Below are 17,378 nucleotides of genomic sequence, written 5' to 3'. Positions count from 1 at the left end.
GCCGCAGAATTGATTCGCGCCCCATCTCTGCGGGTAAACCGCACCGCCTTTACTTACGGCGCGGCCGGGGACTCGGTTGCAGAAGATTGTGCTTTAAAAAGAAAACAAGACACCGAATTCCTTTCCTGCGAAAGAAATTTGGCACCCTCTTCGGAAGACAGAAACAACCGGAATCGAAGCACAATAGTATTTTTGAGAAACATTTAAGGCTGAGACCGGCCCTGAAGCCCCACGCGGTCGCTCACGAGGCCCAGAACAGCGACGACCCCTCGCCGCTGGAAGAGACCGCGCAACGGGACTCGGCCTCCTCGTAATCCGGCAGGGTCCGTCCGCCGAACATCTCGCGCAGCAGCAGCGCCCTTCCTCCCAGGAAAGTTATATCCTCCAGGGGCGAGGGCACGATCAGCTCGCGCAGCGGCGCGACGTGAAAATGGATTTTCGACTCCATCTGCTCCACGATCTCATCGATCACCAAGCTCCAGACCCGGGTTATCTTGCCGCTGATTATTATTTTCTCGGGGTCGAGCCCCAGATAGATGCCGGCGATGCCGGCGGCCAGATAGCGTGCCGTTTCCTTGAGCGCCCGGATCGCATTGGGGTCACGCTGCTGAGTGGCCGCCGCGATCACCCGCTCCATCTCCGCGGCCACGTCCTTGGGCGACGGTTCTCCGCAGAGTTCGCAGAAGCGCGAGACCACCCCGTTGTCGGAGGCGTTTTTCTCCCAGTCGTTCTGGCTGGCGAACTCCTGCCAGTTGCCGTTGATCCGGATGATCCCCGCCCCGACCCGTCCATCGAGAAAATGCGCGCCGAAATAAGGCCGGCCGCCGATCACGATCCCTGCTCCGATACCGTCTGTGACCAGGATATGCACGAAACTGGCCAGGTTTCGGGCCTGCGGGTCGAACAGCAACTCGGCGATCGCCCCGGCGCGCGCGTCGTTCTCGACCAGCACGCGACAGTCGAGCTCCTCGGTCAGGATGGAGCGCACATCGACAAATTCCCAGCCCAGGGTTTTGTGCCAGTAAACGAACCCGCGGGAGGAATCGAGCGGACAGGGCAGGACAACACTCACACCCACCGATTCCTGGGGGTGCTTTCTCAGCAGCCCAGCCAACTGCCTGGCGCAGCCGCGCAGGAACGCGACGGCATCCCCCTCCAGGGTTGGGACTGTCAGGCCGTCCAGCACGTGCCCGCCGAGATCGCAGACAGTCAGCCGCGTGCTCCAGAGCGAAACATCGATCAGACCGTAGACCCGGTACTGCTCGTTGATCCTCAGATTGACTGGTTTGCGTCCAAGGGAGGTCTGATCGAGGCTGGATTCGTAAACCAGCCCCTCGTCGATCAGCTCGCGGACGATGCTGGAAACGGTAGGTTTTTTGAGTCCGGTCAGACGGGCGATCCGCACTCTGGAGATGGGCCCCAGGACGAAGATGAGATTAAGAACGCTTGCCCGGTTCGTTGCCCGGAGATCCTTGAGATCCGGCGACATATGTCCCTTGAGTCGTGTCTGTTGAACGTCATCGAGGGAAAGCGCGGAATAAAAGGCCTTATGTATGTCCTTGCACGAAAAGAAACCTAATGCCCTAAAGACAGTATATGCAGCCTAATAATTGTTGTCAAAACTAACTAACCGAATCTTACCAAGCCTCCAATCGTTTGTCAAGCACTTTATCCGGGTATTTTTTTGTGGACGGCAACAGGATGAGGCGCCCGTGGCTGGCCTGTTTCAGCCGCAACGGCCGCCCGGGCGGAAACCTCAGATAATAAGGACTTGCATAGGGTCTGTGGAGTTAGGAAGAAAATTTAATTAACTATTGAGCGGGTGGCGGGGAAGGCGTAGCGTGCAGTGCGACTATGGGCGGGGTGGGAAAAAGTGAGGGAAAATCTTGACCGCGCGGCTAATTGGTATTAAATTATCGATAACAACATATCGATAAAACCTTAACGAAGGCGGGGCCATGTCCGATCAGCTCAGATCCTATCCGGTCAACAGCATCAAGCGCATGCCGGCCTACCTGCGCCTGGTGCGCGCCCTGGATGCGCGCGGCGAGCGCCTTGTCTCCTCCTCCACCATCGCCGCCGAGCTGGGGCTCGACCCGATCCAGGTCCGCAAGGACATCCAGCTCACCGGCATGATCGGCCGTCCCAAACTCGGTTACACCACCCATGAGCTGGCCGTGGCCATCGAGCGTTTTCTGGGCTGGAACGACACCAGCCTGGCGTTCCTGGTGGGGGCGGGCAGCCTGGGCTCGGCCGTCCTGGGCTACAGCAGCTTCCAGAGCAACGGTCTGGACATCGCCGTGGCTTTCGACCGCGACCCGGCCCGTATCGGGCGCACGATCCACGGCAAGGAGGTCCTGCCCGTGGACAAGCTGCCCGACCTGGCCCAGCGCATGCACCCGCATATCGGGATCATCACCGTGCCGGCGGCCGTGGCCCAGGAGGTGGCCGAGCTGCTGTACTACGGCGGCATCCGGGCGATCTGGAATTTCGCCCCGGTCACCCTGTCCATGCCCGCCAGCGTGGTGGTGGAGAACGTGCATCTTTCGGCCTCGCTCGCGGTGCTCACCGCGCGCATGAAAGGCCTGCAACAGAGCAATGCCTGATCCGGCAAGTCGAAAGGGAAAGCAGAAAATGCCTGAGAAAAGAGCTGTCGAACGCGCTGCCACGGCCAGAAGCTTCGAGAAAGTCTGCCGAATCCTGGACAGCCACCACCGTCAACCGTCCCGGCTGATCCCCATCCTGCAGGAGATCCAGCACGAGTACCGCTACCTGCCCGAGGAGGTGCTGACCTTTGTCGCCACCTCGCTCGGACTGCCGCCGGCGCGGGTCTACGGCGTGGCCACTTTCTACGCCCATTTCGCCCTGGAGCCCAAGGGCAAGTATGTGGTGCGTCTGTGCGACGGCACGGCCTGCCACGTGAAGCACTCCACCACCATCCTGGACGCCCTGCGCGCCAAGCTCGGACTGGCGGGCGGCACGGTCACCACGCGCGACATGCTGTTCACCGTGGAGACCGTCTCCTGCCTGGGCGCCTGCGGCCTGGCCCCGGTGATGGTGGTCAACGAAACGGTGTACGGCCAGATGACTCCCGAGAAAGCCACGGCCGTGCTGGATGAGATCATCGCAAAAGAAAAGAACGAAAGCGAGGCGGAGTGATGTCGGCGGCGACTGTGGAACTTGAGGGATTGGCCAGTGAATACCGCAACCTGACCGCTTTTCACAAGCGGCGGATCATTGTCTGCGCCGGGACCGGCTGCGTGGCCGGCGGCTCGCGCCAGGTGCTGGCGGCTTTCGAGCGTGAGCTGACCGTCCACGGAATGGAGAGCGAGACCGAGCTGCGGTTCGAGCACGAGCATAACGCGCCCGCGGTGCGGCTTTCGGGCAGCGGCTGCCAGGGGTTCTGCCAGATGGGGCCGCTGGTGCGGGTGCTGCCCGAGGGCATCATGTATATTAAGGTAAAAGCTGAGGACGTGCCCGAGATAGTCGAGAACATGCTTGAGGGCGAGGGCCCGGTGGAGCGCCTGTTGTACCGCGACCCGGCCAGCGGCGCGCTCTGTCCCACCACGGATGATATCTCATTTTACAAGCGCCAGCACCGCATGGTCCTGGCCAGCTGCGGCCAGCTCGACCCGGGCGAGGTGCGCGAGTACGTGGCCAACGGCGGCTATTTCGCGGCGCGGCGGGCCTGGCTCGAGATGACGGCCGAGTCGGTCTGCGAGGAGATGGAGCTGTCGGGCCTGCGCGGCCGCGGCGGCGGCGGGTTCCCCACCGGCCGTAAGTGGCGCCTGACCCTGGCCCAGCCCGGGCCCAAGAAATACGTGATCTGCAACGCCGATGAGGGCGACCCCGGCGCGTTCATGGACCGCAGCGTGATGGAGGGCAACCCGCACAGCGTGATCGAGGGTATGTTGATCGCCGCGCGGGCCATCGGGGCGGATGAGGGCTATGTCTACGTGCGCCTGGAGTACCCGCTGGCCGTGGAGCGCGTGCGCAAGGCCGTGGCGGATGCCGAGCGCGAGGGCATCCTGGGCGGCAACGTGTTCGGCAGCGGGCTGCCGTTCAATATCCACGTGATGGAGGGCGCGGGGGCTTTTGTCTGCGGCGAGGAGACCGCGCTCATCGCCTCAATCGAGGGCCGTCGCGGCATGCCGGCGCCCAAGCCCCCCTTTCCGGCCCAGAGCGGGCTGTGGGGCAAGCCCACTGTGATCAACAATGTCGAGACCCTGGCCACCGTGCCGCTCGTCATCGGACGCGGCGTGGCCGAGTTCCGCGGCCTGGGCACCGCCAAGTCGCCCGGGACCAAGACTTTCGCCCTGACCGGCCACGTGGTGAACACCGGCCTGATCGAGGTCCCGCTGGGCACCACGTTGCGCGAGATCGTGATGGAGATCGGCGGCGGCGTGACCGATGACCAGGGCCAGCCCACGGGCGAGATATTCAAGGCCGTGCAGATCGGCGGGCCCTCGGGCGGCTGCCTGACCCCCGAGAACCTGGATCTGCCGCTCGATTTCGACTCCCTGCAGGGCGTGGGCGCGATGGTCGGCTCGGGCGGCCTGGTGGTGATGAACAACGCCACCTGCATGGTCAGCGTGGCCCGTTTCTTCATGCAGTTCACCCAGAACGAGTCCTGCGGCAAGTGCGTGCTCTGCCGCGAGGGCACCAAGCAGATGCTGGCCCTGCTGGATGACATTATCGAGGGCCGGGCGGACGAGAGCACCCTGGCCCTGCTGGAGGAGCTGGCCAAGGCTGTGCGCGTGGGTTCGCTCTGCGGGCTGGGCAAGACCGCGCCCAACCCGGTGCTCTCCACCATGCGCCAGTTCCGGGCCGAGTACGAGGCCCATGTGTTCCAGAAGCGCTGCCCCACGGGCCGCTGCAAGGCTCTGGCCGCGCCCGCCATCGATCCGGCGCTGTGCATCGGCTGCACGGCCTGCGCGCGCAAGTGCCCGGTGGGGGCGATCTCGGGCGAGCGGCGCGCCCCGCACCGCATCGACCCGGCGCTCTGTATCAAGTGCGGCGCCTGCGCCGCGGCCTGCAAATTCAAAGCGATCAGCGGAGTGTGACTCAAATGGACGAGAAGGGATTTGTGAACGTAGACGGCCGCGAGGTGGCCATTCAGGGTGAGCGCAACCTGCTCGAGCTTATCCGCAAGGCGGGTATCGACCTGCCCACTTTCTGCTATCATTCGGAGCTTTCGATCTACGGCGCCTGCCGTCTGTGCCTGGTCGAGGTCGAGGGCCGCGGGGTGCAGGCCTCCTGCTCGCTGCCGCCCGAGCCGGGGATGAAAGTGCGCACCTCCACCGAGCAGATCCGCGGCATGCGCCGGATCGCCCTGGAGCTGATCCTGGCCAACCATGACATGAACTGCCCCACCTGCGCCCGCAACCGCTCCTGCCGCTTGCAGGAGCTGGCCCAGCGCCTGGGTGTGGAGCAGGTGCGTTTCAAGCCCACCGACCGCCGTCTGCCCGTGGACCGCAGCTCGGTCTGCCTGGTGCGCGACCCCAACAAGTGTATCCTCTGCGGCGACTGCGTGCGGTTTTGCCACGAGGTGCAGGGCGTGGGTGCGATCGATTTCGCTTTCCGCGGCCAGAAAGTGACCGTGGCCCCCTCGTTCGGACGGGACCTGGGCCAGGTGGAGTGCGTGGGCTGCGGACAGTGCGCGCGTGTCTGCCCGACCGGGGCGCTCACGATCAAGAGCGACACCGAGCCGGTCTGGCGCGCACTCCACGACCCGTCCAAAACGGTCGTGGTGCAGATCGCCCCGGCGGTGCGGGTGGCCCTGGGTGAGGTCTTCGGGCTGCGGCCGGGCAAGGTCACTATCGGTCAGACCGTGGCCGCGCTCAAGGCCATTGGGTTCAACAAGGTCTACGATACTTCTTTTGCCGCCGACATGACCGTGATCGAGGAGGGCAGCGAGTTCCTGGAGCGCAAGAAAAACGGCGGCCGACTGCCGCAGTTCACCTCCTGCTGCCCGGCCTGGGTCAAGTTCGTCGAGCAGTACTACCCCGACCTGTTCGGGAACCTGTCCTCCTGCCGCTCGCCGCAGCAGATGTTCGGCGCGGTGGCGCGCGAGACGTTGCCCACCCTGCTCGGGGTGAAGAACGAGGACCTGGTGGTTGTTTCGGTCATGCCCTGCACGGCCAAGAAATTCGAGGCCGCGCGCGAGGAGTTCAGCCGGGGTGGCATCCGCGACGTGGACTACGTGATCACCACCCAGGAGCTGGGCCGGATGATCTCCGAGGCCGGGCTGGATTTCAAGTCGCTGCAGCCGGAGTCGCTGGACCTGCCGCTGGGCTTCAAGAGCGGCGCGGGCGTGATTTTCGGCAACTCGGGCGGAGTGAGCGAGGCGGTGCTGCGCTTTGCCGCCGACAAGCTCACCGGCATGCGGGTGGAGACAGTCGATTACCACCAGGTGCGGGGTGAGGAGGGCCTGCGCGAGGCCACGGTCAGCCTGGGCGGGGTGACCCTCAAGCTGGCGCTGGTGCACGGCCTGGCCAACGCCCGCCGTCTGGCCGACCGCGTGCGCGCGGGCAGCGTGGACTACGATTTCATCGAGGTGATGAGCTGCCCCGGGGGCTGCATCGGCGGCGCGGGCCAGCCCGTGACCTGGGACCAGGACTGCCGCCGCGCCCGCACCGAGGGCCTCTACGCCGCAGACAAGATGCTCCAGGTGCACAAGCCCCAGGAGAACCCGGCCCTGGCCGAGTGCTACCGCACCTGCCTGGGCGAGCCGGGGGGCGAGAAAGCCCACGCGCTTCTGCACACGCATTACCACAGCCGCCGCCGTCTGGAGGGTGAGGACCTGAGCCTTTCCGACACTCCGGGCCGCGAGCGCCTGAAAGTGAGTGTCTGCGTGGGTACGAGCTGCTACGTGCGCGGCTCCCAGGGCATCCTGCACGCCCTGCTGCGCTACGTGGAGGACAAGGGCCTTCTGCCCGAGGTGGAGGTGGCGGCCACGTTCTGTATGGAGCGCTGCGACCGCGGCCCCAGCGTGCGCGTGGGCGACACGGTGATGGAGCACTGCACGTTCGAGATGGCGGTGGCCGAGCTGAACTCGAAGCTGGCCGAGGCCGTGGTTTGAGGCGAGTCGGACCGGTTTCAGGCATTGGACAGATTCAATCGTATTGGATCCCCCTCGATCCCCCTTGTCAAAGGGGTAGGCGCTTGCCCGGCCCGGTGTGGGCCGACGAGGGGGCGAAAGAGAACGGCGATCAGGCTTTCGGGTGTGGCAAGGGAAGTTGATGATTAGACTTGAGAATGGACTATGGACAGGGACAGAGTATCACGAGCCGGTCAGCGGCGTGAATCCCGGAGAGCCTGATTTGCCTCAGGGGCATGGTGCCCGCCATGCCCCTGAAATTTACTGTAGGAGAGCGGACAATGAAAAACGAACCCCGCGCCGGGCAGATCGTGTTCACCAACAAGGCGCGCTGCCGTGACTGCAACCGCTGCGTGCGGGTCTGCCCGGTCAAGGCGATCCGGATCACCGGCGGGCAGGCCTATGTGGAGCCGGAGCGCTGCATCAACTGCGGCACCTGCATCCGCGAGTGCCCGCAGGGGGCCAAGTCGTTCCGCAACGATGTCGCCGTGGCCGAGCGCCTGGTGGCTTCCGGTGGCGCGGCGGCGAGCCTGGCCCCCTCGTTCCCGGGCGAGTTCGAGGCCTGGGAGCTGAAACGTCTGCCCTCCGCCCTGCGACGCCTGGGGTTTGCTTTCGTGGCCGAGACCGCGGTGGGGGCCTATTTCAGCGCCCTCAAGACCCGCGAGCTGGCCGCCGGGGCCCCGGACAGGTCACTTTTCTGCAGCGCCTGCCCGGCGGTGGTGCGCTACGTGGAGCTCTACCGCGGCGGGGACACCGATCTTCTGGCCGGCGCGCTCAGCCCGATGCTGGCCCACGCCCGCCACCTGCGCGACAAGCTGGGCCCCAAGGCCCCACTCGTTTTCATCGGCCCCTGCGTGACCAAGAAAGCCGAGGCCGAGCGGCCCGAGCACAACGGCCTGATCGACTGCGTGCTCACCTTCGCCGAGCTGCGCGAGTGGCTGGCCCGCAGTGGGATCGACCTGAAAGACTGCGAGGAAAGCGGGTTCGACGAGCAGCCGGCCGGGGTGTCGCGTTTCTATCCTCTGGAGGGCGGCGGCCTTCGCACCGCCGCAGTGAGTATCGACCCGCTGGAGCGGGATACGCTTCTGGTGAGCGGGTTCGAGGAGATCAACGAGGCCATGGACGCCGCCCGTTCTGAAGCGAGTCCGCGTCTGGTCGAGCCGCTGTTCTGCCGTCACGGCTGCATCGCCGGGGCCGGGACCACGGGTGGGCGCAACGTGTTCGAGCGGCGCGCGGCAGTGCTGGCCTGGGCCGCCCAGCGCCAGGACACCGGGGGCGAGGAGGTTCTTCCCGCGGGCCTGGAGACCGCTTTCAGCCCGGACTCGCTGCCCGCCGGGGTGGAGATTACCGCTGAGATGGTGGCCAAAGTTCTGGAGCGCACCGGCCAGGTGCGCGAGGAGGACCGTCTCAACTGCGGCTCCTGTGGCTACGGTTCCTGCCGTGAGCGCGCCGAGGCGGTCATCCGCGGGCTGGCCGAGCCCGAGATGTGCATCCCCTACATGCGCCGCCTGGCCGAGCAGCGCAAGGACCGGATCATCGAGACCAGCCCCAACGGCATCGTGATCCTGGACGAGCGCCTGCAGATACTGAGCATGAATCCGGCTTTCCGGCGCTTTTTCCTCTGCTCCGAGGCGGTCAGCGGGCGGCACATCTCCACTCTGATGGACCCGGAGCCATTCGAGCGCCTGGCCGCCGGCCGCGAGGACAAGATCGAGATGACCGCGCAGCACAGCCGCTACAACCTTATCTGCCGCCAGATACTGTACCGCCTTCCGGGCGAGGACCAGTTCGTCGGCATCTTCGTCAATATCACCGGCAGCCGCGAGAGCCAGGACCGTCTGGAGCGCCTGCGCGAGCAGACCCTTCAGCAGGCTCGCGAGCTGCTTGAACACCAGATCGGCACGGCGCAGCAGATCGCCCATTTCCTGGGCGAGAGCACCGCGCGCGGCCAGGTGCTGGTGGAAAACATCCTGCGCCTGGCCGGCGACAGCCGGGACAATAACGGCGGCGCGGGCAAGGGGTTCGGACCGTGGGATACCGGCACTTCGAAATAGAGAGCGTCTCCAGCAGCAAGGAGCCGGGCTCGCCCTGCGGGGATGTGGCCGCCTGGGAGCGCAGCGAGACCGGCTGCGTGGCCGTGCTCTGCGATGGCCTGGGCAGCGGGATCAGGGCCAACCTGGCCGCGACCCTCTGCGTGAGCCGGATCATGGAATACCTGCGGCGCGGCGGCTCTCTGCGCGAGGGTTTCCTTCAGGCTGTGCGCACCATGCACGCCGCGCGCGGCACCGAGTTGCCCTACGCCGTGTTCAACGTAGCCCGGGTGCTGCCGGACGGTGCGGCCACGGTGCTGAGCTACGAAAGCCCTCCGCCGGTTCTGGTCGGGCGCAACCACGCCACGCTTCTGCACCAGAGCAGCCTTTCCGCCGGGGATGAGATAGTCGCCGAGGCGCACTGCCACCTGGAGAGCGGCGAGGGCCTTCTGCTGGTTTCGGATGGAGTGACCCAGGCCGGGATGGGCCGCGGGCTCACCTGGGGCTGGGAGAGCGAGGGACTCTGCCGGTTTGTCACCGACCGCCTGGCCACCGGAGCGGGCCCGTCAGGACTGGCCGATAAAGTCCACGCCCGGGCGCGCGAGCTGTGGCGCGACGCCCGCGGGGATGATGTCACCGCGCTGCTGCTGCACTGCCGCCCCGGCCTGTGTGTGAACGTGATCACCGGCCCGCCCGCCGAGCGCGGCGCCGATTTCGCCGTGGCCCGGCGTTTCCTGCAGGCCGCGGGCCCCAAGGTGATCAGCGGGGCGACCACGGCCAAGATCGTGGCCACGCACCTGAAAAAGCCCCTGCGCGTGGAGGACAACCCCAAGAGCATCCTGGCCCCGCCGCTGCTGTCGGTGGAGGGGATCGACCTGGTTACTGAAGGATTGGTCACCCTGAACCAGGCGCACAACATCCTGGACGAGGACCCGCGCCGCTATGACCCCGAGAGCGGGGTCTCCGCCCTGTGCAACCTGTTGCGCCGCGCCGACCGGGTGAATTTCAGCGTTGGCGGGGCGGTCAATCCGGCCAACCAGGACATCGGGTTCCGTCAGCTGGGACTCGTGCGCCGCGAGAAAATAGTGGAGCTGCTGGCCGAAAAGCTGCGCCGGATGGGCAAGCTGGTGGTTATCGAGCGGGTTTGAACGGATATTCGTCACCTGCTTGATTTCCGGCCCTGCGTTTGCATCCCTCCCGTATTCCCCGTATATTTAAAAAGACCGGAAAATCCGGACAATAAGGGAGGGATAATGCCGAGTGCAAAAAGCTGTCTTGTCACCGCGTTGACGCTTCTGCTGCTGGTTTCGGCGGGGCCGCTTCGCGCTGACAAGACCACGAAACGGGTGGCTGCCGCTGCGACAGTGTACCGCGAGATGATTGAAATGCCGGACGACGGTGCGCCGGAATATCTGCGCAAGAACTGCCGCGCCGTTGTGATTATCCCGCACGTGGTCAAGGCCGCGCTGGGTTTCGGGGGACGGTACGGCCGGGGAGTGGCCAGCGCGCGCGGTAAGGACGGCGTTTTCAGCCCGCCCTCCTTCGTCAGCCTCTCGGGCGGCAGCGTCGGGTTCCAGATCGGGGCCTCGGCCACCGACCTGGTGCTGTTCGTGATGACCGAGCGGGGGATGAAATCTCTCCTGGAGAGCAAGGTCACCCTGGGGGCGGATGCCTCGGTGGCGGCCGGGCCGGTGGGGCGCTCGGCCGAGGCGGGCACGGACATCCAGTTCAAGTCCGATATATATGCCTATGCCCGCAGCAAGGGCGCTTTCGCCGGGATCGCCTTGGACGGCAGCGTCTTGACCACGGACGATGATACAATGAAGGAGTTCTACGGCAGCGAGGTCACGGCGAAACAGATTCTTTACGAACAGAAAGCGCCCAAGGTGCCGGCTGCGGCCAAGAAATTGATCAAGGTTCTGCCCTGAGAGATGGGTTGAGGTTACTCGGTTTTATGTGGGGGCACGGCAAGCCGTGCCCTTTTCATTGAGCGAGCCGCGGCTGCCCCTGACCGCGCTGTCACCGGGGACAGCATGCCGGATTCAATCGACAATCTGGTCCGGTTCGATGCCCGGGTGGGCGGAGTGGCCGCTGAAATTGTCGAGATGCAGCTCCCGGGTGTCGTGGACCTCCAGAGCGGGCCCATAGCAGTCGGGAGGATTGTCACCCCACGTGACCCTCGTGTTTCTCAGGCTGACCCCATCCGCGAATCTGCAATAAATGCCCGCGTTTTTGCTCCCGAAGGTTTCCTTGAACTCGTCGCTCGGCCGAAGGTCGTACTCTCCACCCTTCCATTCGCTGGATTTTACGATTTCCACCTGGACATTGTCGAGCACCAGATCCTTGATCGGAGCATCACCCCAGCCGTGAATGAACACGCCGTTTTCTCCCCGGCAGATGATGTTGCTGAAGTGGACGTTACTTATTTGCCCCACTTTTGTCTCCGGGTGCCTCGGTACGGCGGTCACATATATCGGTTCGGCCTTGCCCCACCAGTTCGGGCTGTGGAGCCGGGTCGTGACGATCATGTTGGCGAAGATGACGTTGTCGACCCGGCCCTCGTCACGGACCTGAATGCCTATCCCCCGGTTACTTCCGCTGATGACACAGGATTCGAATACCAGATTGCGGTAGTCTGCGGCGCCGGAGGTTCCGATCTTGATCGCGCAGGAGGTGGATATTATGCTGCAGCCGGTCACGGTTATGTTTTCGCAGGGTCCGTAGCCGCTGAATCGCCCACCCGTATTCTTCGGCACGATACCGTCATCCCCGCACTCGATGTGACAATTGGCGATTCGCACGTTACGGCAGTGATCCGGGTCTATTCCATCACAATTGGGCACCCGCAGATCGTTCAGGATGCGGATGCCTTCAATGAGCACATCCTCGCAGCCTACCGGATGTATTGTCCAGAAAGGCGCGTTCTGGAGAGTTATGTCCCGGATGGAAAAATGCGTGCACCTGTCCAGGAAGACCATGACCGGCCGGTTGCCGTGGGCGACAAAAATGTCCTGCTCCAGGTTCCCCATGTAAGCGGGGGAGTTGCCATCGATGGTTCCGTCACCGGATATGGAAAAAAAGGAGGCGTTTTCGGCATGTATGAGCGAACCCCGGGAATCTTCGAGGTTCAAGCCGGTTGAATCGTAATCCTCCCAGGTTGCACTCGCTTTCAGCACCGCTCCTCTTTCCACCCGGAAATCCACATTCGATCTCAGGGTGATTGAGCCGGAATAAAAAATTTTCCCCGCCGGAAGCAGCACTTCACCGCCTCCGGCCGCAAAGCAGGCATCGATTGCTTTTTGGATGGCGGGGGCATCGTTCGTCCGGCCGTCGCCTTTCGCCCCGGAATCGAGGACATTGAACACGGATGCGGACCCCGCTGTTTCGGCAAACAGGGCGGTGGCGCTGAAAGAGACGATAAGGAGCAGCCGCAAGATTGAATTTGTCGTCAAGGCTGGCGTTACCTGCATTGTTGCAGCCTCCGGTTTCGGGTGACGCCCGAAAGTCGAGGGGTGGAATGAGTCGAGGCATTAATGCTGTGTGACACGGTCAATACTTAGAGAATCAACGGTATAAGACTTTCACCGGTGTGAACCCGCGGGCGTCGTCAGGCCATCGCCACCCCGCTGCGGGCCAGGTAGCGGCGGGTGAACGGGCAGGCCTGGATGCAGATTCCACATATCGAGCGCACGTCCCACTGCTCCGGGCAGAGGCGGCGCGCCATCTCGTGGCAGGCGTGCGCGTCGAAAATCTCCTCCCGCGCGATCCCTGGACTCCAGAGCCCGCCTTTCGGCGCTGAGGCCGGGCAGACCTCCACGCAGGCGGTGCACGCGCCGCAGTGGGACTCCATCACCGGCTCGCCCACCGGCAGTGGAGCATCGGTGAGGATACGGTTGAGCCGAAGGGCCGAGCCGAACTGCGGGGTGACCAGAAGGGCGCAGCGCCCGATCCAGCCCGCGCCCGAGAGTGTGGCCACAGTCTTGTGCGGCAGCGGAGTGCGCAGGTCCCCTGCCGCGGCCCCGGACTTGGTGGGAAGATAGGCCGCGGCGCGCCAGCCGGCCGCGCGAAGGAACTGCGCCCCCGCCTCGGACAACTCGGCCAGCAGGGAGTTGACCCGATTGTATTCGGCCAGATACTCGGCCGTGGGGCCGTGGGCGATCCCGGCCACGATCGAGGGAGTGAGCGCCACGGCGATGAACACCGCCCGCGGCAGGCCCTCACGCAAATCCTCGGGCAGGCCCTGGATGTCCGCGCAGGCCACCAGCGAGGCCCCGCGCCCGGTCAGGTGCGAGCGCAAGTCCTGCAGAAGCGCATTCGGGTTCATCACTTCACCGTCTCTTTCACGTTGATCTTGCCAATCGGGTACCAGCCGTCCTCCATGCGCCCGGCGATGGCCAGCCGCACCTTGGGCGTGCGGGTGCGCGGGTCGAGGATGGCGATGTCCAGGTCGTACTCACCGTCCGGCAGGCCCAGCGGCACGCACACCGCGTCATCGTAGATAATGTCACCCGGCAGCCAGGAGCGTATGTCCGTGTCGCAGACCAGCACCTCGCTGCGGCCGTTGCCGCGCAGGCGCAGGGCCAGAGGGAACTGGCGGTAGCAGGGGGCGACGCCCTTGTTCTCCCACCAGGTCTGGAAAGCCAGCTTGCCTTGTGGCCGCACCGTGGCCGGCCAGGAGAACTTGCGCAGCACGAAACGGTAGCCCATCCGGCGCAGCCAGTCATCCACCAGGGGTTTCCACTGCGGCGGCACGCCGCTGCTCTTGGCGTTGAACGTGCTGATGTGCCATTTGAGCGCCTGGTCGAAAATGTATTTCACGGTTTTTTCATCGTATTTCTCATGCTTGAGCCAGGTCTTGAACGTGCCGCAGATTTCCATGGTGATCGGGGCTTTTTTCCAAGCGTCCAGCATCCCGCTGCGCTGGATGTCCTCGGGGTAGACATCCAGCATGTGGCACCAGTCGCCCTGCTCGTTGCGCCAGAACCCCATGTCGCCCAGGCAGTCCATGCGCCAGCCCACGTTCCGCATCTGCGGGCCTTCGCCGTTGTTACGTCCGTCCAGCCAGGTCGCCGCGATGGGCAGACCGCGCACCAGCAGGCTCGGGTCGGGGGCGTCGCCGTTCAGGGGCTGGAAGATGAGCGGGGTTTTCTTGAAGTTGTCCAGGTAGCAGTTCACCAGGTCGCACCAGGTTTGCCGCTTGAGCAGGTGCGAGCCGCTGCCCTCGCCCCAGTAGCCGATGGTCGAGACATCGATGCACTCCAGATCGGGGTTGCCGTCATAGCGCTGGCCGAAAGCCCGGATCAGGCCGCCGAAATACTTGAGATAGCGCGGGTCCTCGGGGTCGCAGCGCCACTTGCCGTCGGACAGGTTGTCCTCGGGTCCCACCATCTGACGGTACCACTGCGGCACGTCCTTGTCCGGCCCTCCACCATAGGGGGCGATCCGGACAATCAGGGTCTGGCCGCGCTCGGCCGCGGTGCGCAGGGCCTTGTCGAACATCGGCCAGTCGTACACCCCGGGCGCGGTCTCGACAAAGCGCCAGTAAACCCGGAAATAGGCGGTGGAGCAATTGGGATAGTCGGGGTTGGTCAGATCGCCGTCAAAGTCCTGGTACTGGATGGGAAAACCCTCGGTCCAGTGGTCGCCGCCGTTCAGGGTGTCGCCGTTGAAACGCTGGAAAGTGTTGAACCCGATCCCGGGGTTGTTCAGCACATCGTCGATCTCGACCGGCCGCACGTGCAGGGTATCCCCGGCGGCGGCGGCTGAGGCGAAAGAGGCGGCGCTCAGAAGCAGAGCGGCCAGCAGGACAGCGAGGCGTCGGGACATCGTTGCTCCTTGAGGCTTCTGGGTTATGGTCAATCGCCGGGCGGACGAGGCAGTGCGCCCGGAAGGGGGTGTCGGACCGGATGAAAGACTTTGCCTGTCGGAATATGACAGATATTGGATGATATCAATATAAATGAACAAAGAGTTTCGGGTAAAGGGGCCTACCGGCTCAGTCCTCCAGCGCGAACTCCGCCGCCTGCCCCTGCACCCGAAGGCTCGTACCATCCCCGGCGAGGCTGCATTCGGCCGGACTGTCCCCCAGGCTGAATACCCACCAGATACGGTTGTCCGGCCCGGCCGGGAGAGTCTTGCACAGGGACATCTGGCCGCGGGTGCCGGGGTGACGGTACAGCTCGCCGCCGTCCAGGGAATTCCCCGGCGACTGGACCCAGAGGCCCGCCCCGGCCGCGCTGACAAGCCAGGCCCCGTCCTGCGGCCACCAGGCCGCCTCCGGGCAGCCCTGCCAGGTGTAGCGGATATCCTTCACCGCCGCGCCTTTCACCCGGTCGGCCACCACCACCAGCGAGCGGCCGCAGAGCCAGATATCCCGGGTCACGCGTTCCAGGGCCAGGCTGGAGTCGTAGGCCGCGGTGAACTCCAGGCGCGTGTGCCAGAGGCTGTCGGCCTCCTGGCGGCAGACAAGGCGCTCGACACGGTGGCTGGTCTGCACCAGGCCGTTGACGACAGGATAGTTGTGCGCGCCGGGGCCGAGGGTGAAATCGCGCTCCTCGCCGCTCAGGTACTGCTGGTAGCCGGGGTCGTCGATCAGCCAGAGGCCGCGCGTGCCCAGGACCAGGCTGCCGTTGTCGCACTGGATGTGGCCCGCGGTGGCGTTGGAGGCGGAGGCCGCCACGGCCAGGTCGGCCGGCTCCCAGCCCGTGCGCAGCACCACGGCGTAAAGGGCGGCTGAGGCCCCCGGCGCGGGCGGCGCGGAGCCGAAAGAGCGCGGGAAGCCTGACTGCGCCAGCGCGGCCAGGCCATCCGCCCGCAGGATCGTGACCGGGAAATGCTCCAGGTACCAGGCGGCAAGCGAGTCGGGGCGGAAACCCAGGAGCTTGGCCTGGGCATCCGCGTGGAACGGCATCTGGAGCGGCTCGACATCGTCGAACGGCGCGAAACGCCAGAGGCAGCCCGACGCGGCCAGCCACACGGCCTGGCTCAACACACGGGCCACCTGCGGGTTGCCGAGCACCGCCCGTCGGCTTTCCTCCGGTGCGTCCCGCAGCCAGTCGGCCACGAAATCCAGGATGTAGCCGTCGTACGAGAGCCCCTCGGTCAGGCCGCGCGCACGCAGGTCCAGCTCGGCCTGGACCAGGGCCAGGCAGTGGCGCTCCAGCTCTGGCAGAAGCGGGTGGCCGCCGGCCCGGGCGGCCAGGCACAGGCCCAGGGTGGCTATGACAGGGATGTTGTGGAGCACCTGCGGGTCGGCGGACAGGACCTGCTCCGGGGTGGTCAGCCCGAGACGGCCGGCCTGGAGCCAGGCGGAGTGGTTGTCCACCAGACGGCCGCAGGCCGCGGCCAGGCTGTCCTTTAGCTGCGAACTCAGCCAGCCCCAGTTGCGGCGGGCCAGGTACATTGTCCGCGCCGCGTGGCCGACCGAAAGGTGCGGCTGGGCCTGGGCGTTGTAAGTGGGCCAGCCGGCCAGGGCCGCGAGGTCCCGTTCGGCGGCCTCGCGGAAACGTGCCTCGCCGCTCAGCTCGCCGGCCCAGCCCAGGCAGCCCACCCGCTCCTCCAGCTCCCAGAGCATCCAGATTTCCCAGGGATAGACAAGGCTGCTGTCCTCGACCGGCACGGGCGGGTTGTCGATCCGGGCCACGGGCAGCGGGTAGGCCAGGCTGCGGTGGATGCGGTAGTAGTCGACCCGCAAGCGTTTCTGTCCCAGGTAATCCTGGGCGCGGCGGACGATTTCCCGGGCGTAGGGGTTATCGGCCCGGTCTGCGCCGACGTGGCCGGAGCAGCCTGCGGCGGTTGTCAGCGCGGCGACAAAAAGGGCAGCCACAGCGATCCAGGAACTCGGGCGTGTCAGGTGCAGGCCCATCGCGTCTCTCCCTGCGGAAGTGGAAAGCCGGCTGAAACCGAGTCTTATCTCCGGTTCATATAAAGACCGTGATAGCATTGAACACCTGCATTGCGTTTTATTCAGGGGGCGGACCCTTGTGTCCGCCCGGTCGCACACGCGGGTGCGACCCTGCATGAACCAAGAGCATGCCAATCGTACAACCCGCTTTTCTGCACGCCCCGAAGGCGACCACGGAGTCCCGGCGGCCGCCTGACGGTTCAAATCAGAACTGATCACCCCAGTACCAGCGCATCTGGAAATTCGAGATGTCCTCGAACGCGGCCGGGTCGCCCTTGGCCGGGCCGTAATGGTTCCCGCCGCCGAACGTGGTCAGGTAGAGCATGCCAGGGTGAACCGGGTCGAA

General features: G+C 65.2%; 12 protein-coding genes. 7 read left to right on the top strand and 5 right to left on the bottom strand.

The genetic code is table 11. The features are described from left to right. Window positions 1-241: 241 nt before the first annotated feature. Entirely contained in the window at window positions 242-1,405 is a 1,164-nt protein-coding gene (locus LLH00_18825; GenBank protein MCE5273337.1) for an ROK family transcriptional regulator, read from the bottom strand. A 553-nt stretch (window positions 1,406-1,958) separates the two neighbouring features. Here LLH00_18825 and LLH00_18820 point away from each other — a divergent pair. The 7 genes from LLH00_18820 to LLH00_18790 all read left to right on the top strand — a co-directional run bounded on the left by LLH00_18820 (window position 1,959) and on the right by LLH00_18790 (window position 11,057). Then, on the top strand, window positions 1,959-2,606 hold the full coding sequence (locus LLH00_18820; GenBank protein ID MCE5273336.1) for a redox-sensing transcriptional repressor Rex: 648 nt from the start codon (window positions 1,959-1,961) through the stop codon (window positions 2,604-2,606). Window positions 2,607-2,634: 28 nt separating this feature from the next. Beyond that, window positions 2,635-3,159, top strand: a complete 525-nt coding sequence (locus tag LLH00_18815) for an NAD(P)H-dependent oxidoreductase subunit E (GenBank protein MCE5273335.1) — start codon at window positions 2,635-2,637, stop codon at window positions 3,157-3,159. Continuing rightward, window positions 3,159-5,063, top strand: coding sequence for a 4Fe-4S binding protein (locus tag LLH00_18810; GenBank protein ID MCE5273334.1), 1,905 nt, complete (start codon window positions 3,159-3,161; stop codon window positions 5,061-5,063). Before LLH00_18815 ends, LLH00_18810 begins: the two co-directional genes overlap by 1 nt. A 5-nt stretch (window positions 5,064-5,068) precedes the next feature. Then, window positions 5,069-7,081 carry a [FeFe] hydrogenase, group A gene (locus tag LLH00_18805; GenBank protein ID MCE5273333.1) on the top strand — a complete coding sequence of 671 codons (2,013 nt, stop codon included), beginning with the start codon at window positions 5,069-5,071 and terminating at the stop codon, window positions 7,079-7,081. Between the two features lie 299 nt (window positions 7,082-7,380). Next, window positions 7,381-9,153 (top strand): 4Fe-4S binding protein, encoded by a 1,773-nt coding sequence (locus tag LLH00_18800; GenBank protein MCE5273332.1) that lies wholly within the window; start codon window positions 7,381-7,383, stop codon window positions 9,151-9,153. Continuing rightward, the gene (locus LLH00_18795; protein MCE5273331.1) at window positions 9,129-10,277 is read left to right on the top strand and encodes a serine/threonine-protein phosphatase; all 1,149 of its coding nucleotides are present in this window, start codon (window positions 9,129-9,131) and stop codon (window positions 10,275-10,277) included. The genes LLH00_18800 and LLH00_18795 overlap by 25 nt, the downstream gene beginning before the upstream one ends. Window positions 10,278-10,382: 105 nt before the next feature. After that, window positions 10,383-11,057: a lipid-binding SYLF domain-containing protein gene (locus LLH00_18790; GenBank protein ID MCE5273330.1), complete on the top strand. Its 675-nt coding sequence runs from the start codon at window positions 10,383-10,385 to the stop codon at window positions 11,055-11,057. A gap of 114 nt (window positions 11,058-11,171) precedes the next feature. Here LLH00_18790 and LLH00_18785 read toward each other — a convergent pair whose 3' ends face one another. The 4 genes from LLH00_18785 to LLH00_18770 form a co-directional block, all read right to left on the bottom strand. Then, a complete protein-coding gene (locus tag LLH00_18785) occupies window positions 11,172-12,599 on the bottom strand; it encodes a glycoside hydrolase family 28 protein (GenBank protein MCE5273329.1) in 1,428 nt (475 codons plus the stop codon). A 137-nt stretch (window positions 12,600-12,736) separates the two neighbouring features. Next, entirely contained in the window at window positions 12,737-13,453 is a 717-nt protein-coding gene (locus tag LLH00_18780) for an epoxyqueuosine reductase (protein MCE5273328.1), read from the bottom strand. Continuing rightward, window positions 13,453-14,955: a DUF4832 domain-containing protein gene (locus LLH00_18775; protein ID MCE5273327.1), complete on the bottom strand. Its 1,503-nt coding sequence runs from the start codon at window positions 14,953-14,955 to the stop codon at window positions 13,453-13,455. The genes LLH00_18780 and LLH00_18775 overlap by 1 nt, the downstream gene beginning before the upstream one ends. A 169-nt stretch (window positions 14,956-15,124) precedes the next feature. Next, window positions 15,125-16,993, bottom strand: coding sequence for a heparinase II/III-family protein (locus LLH00_18770; protein MCE5273326.1), 1,869 nt, complete (start codon window positions 16,991-16,993; stop codon window positions 15,125-15,127). Between the last annotated feature and the right edge of the window lie 385 nt (window positions 16,994-17,378).

This window comes from bacterium (assembly GCA_021372515.1).
Taxonomy (GTDB): Bacteria; Gemmatimonadota; Glassbacteria; order GWA2-58-10; family GWA2-58-10; genus JAJFUG01.
The sequence above is the reverse complement of the archived record's forward strand: the minus strand, read 5'-3'. Positions and strand labels throughout refer to the sequence as shown.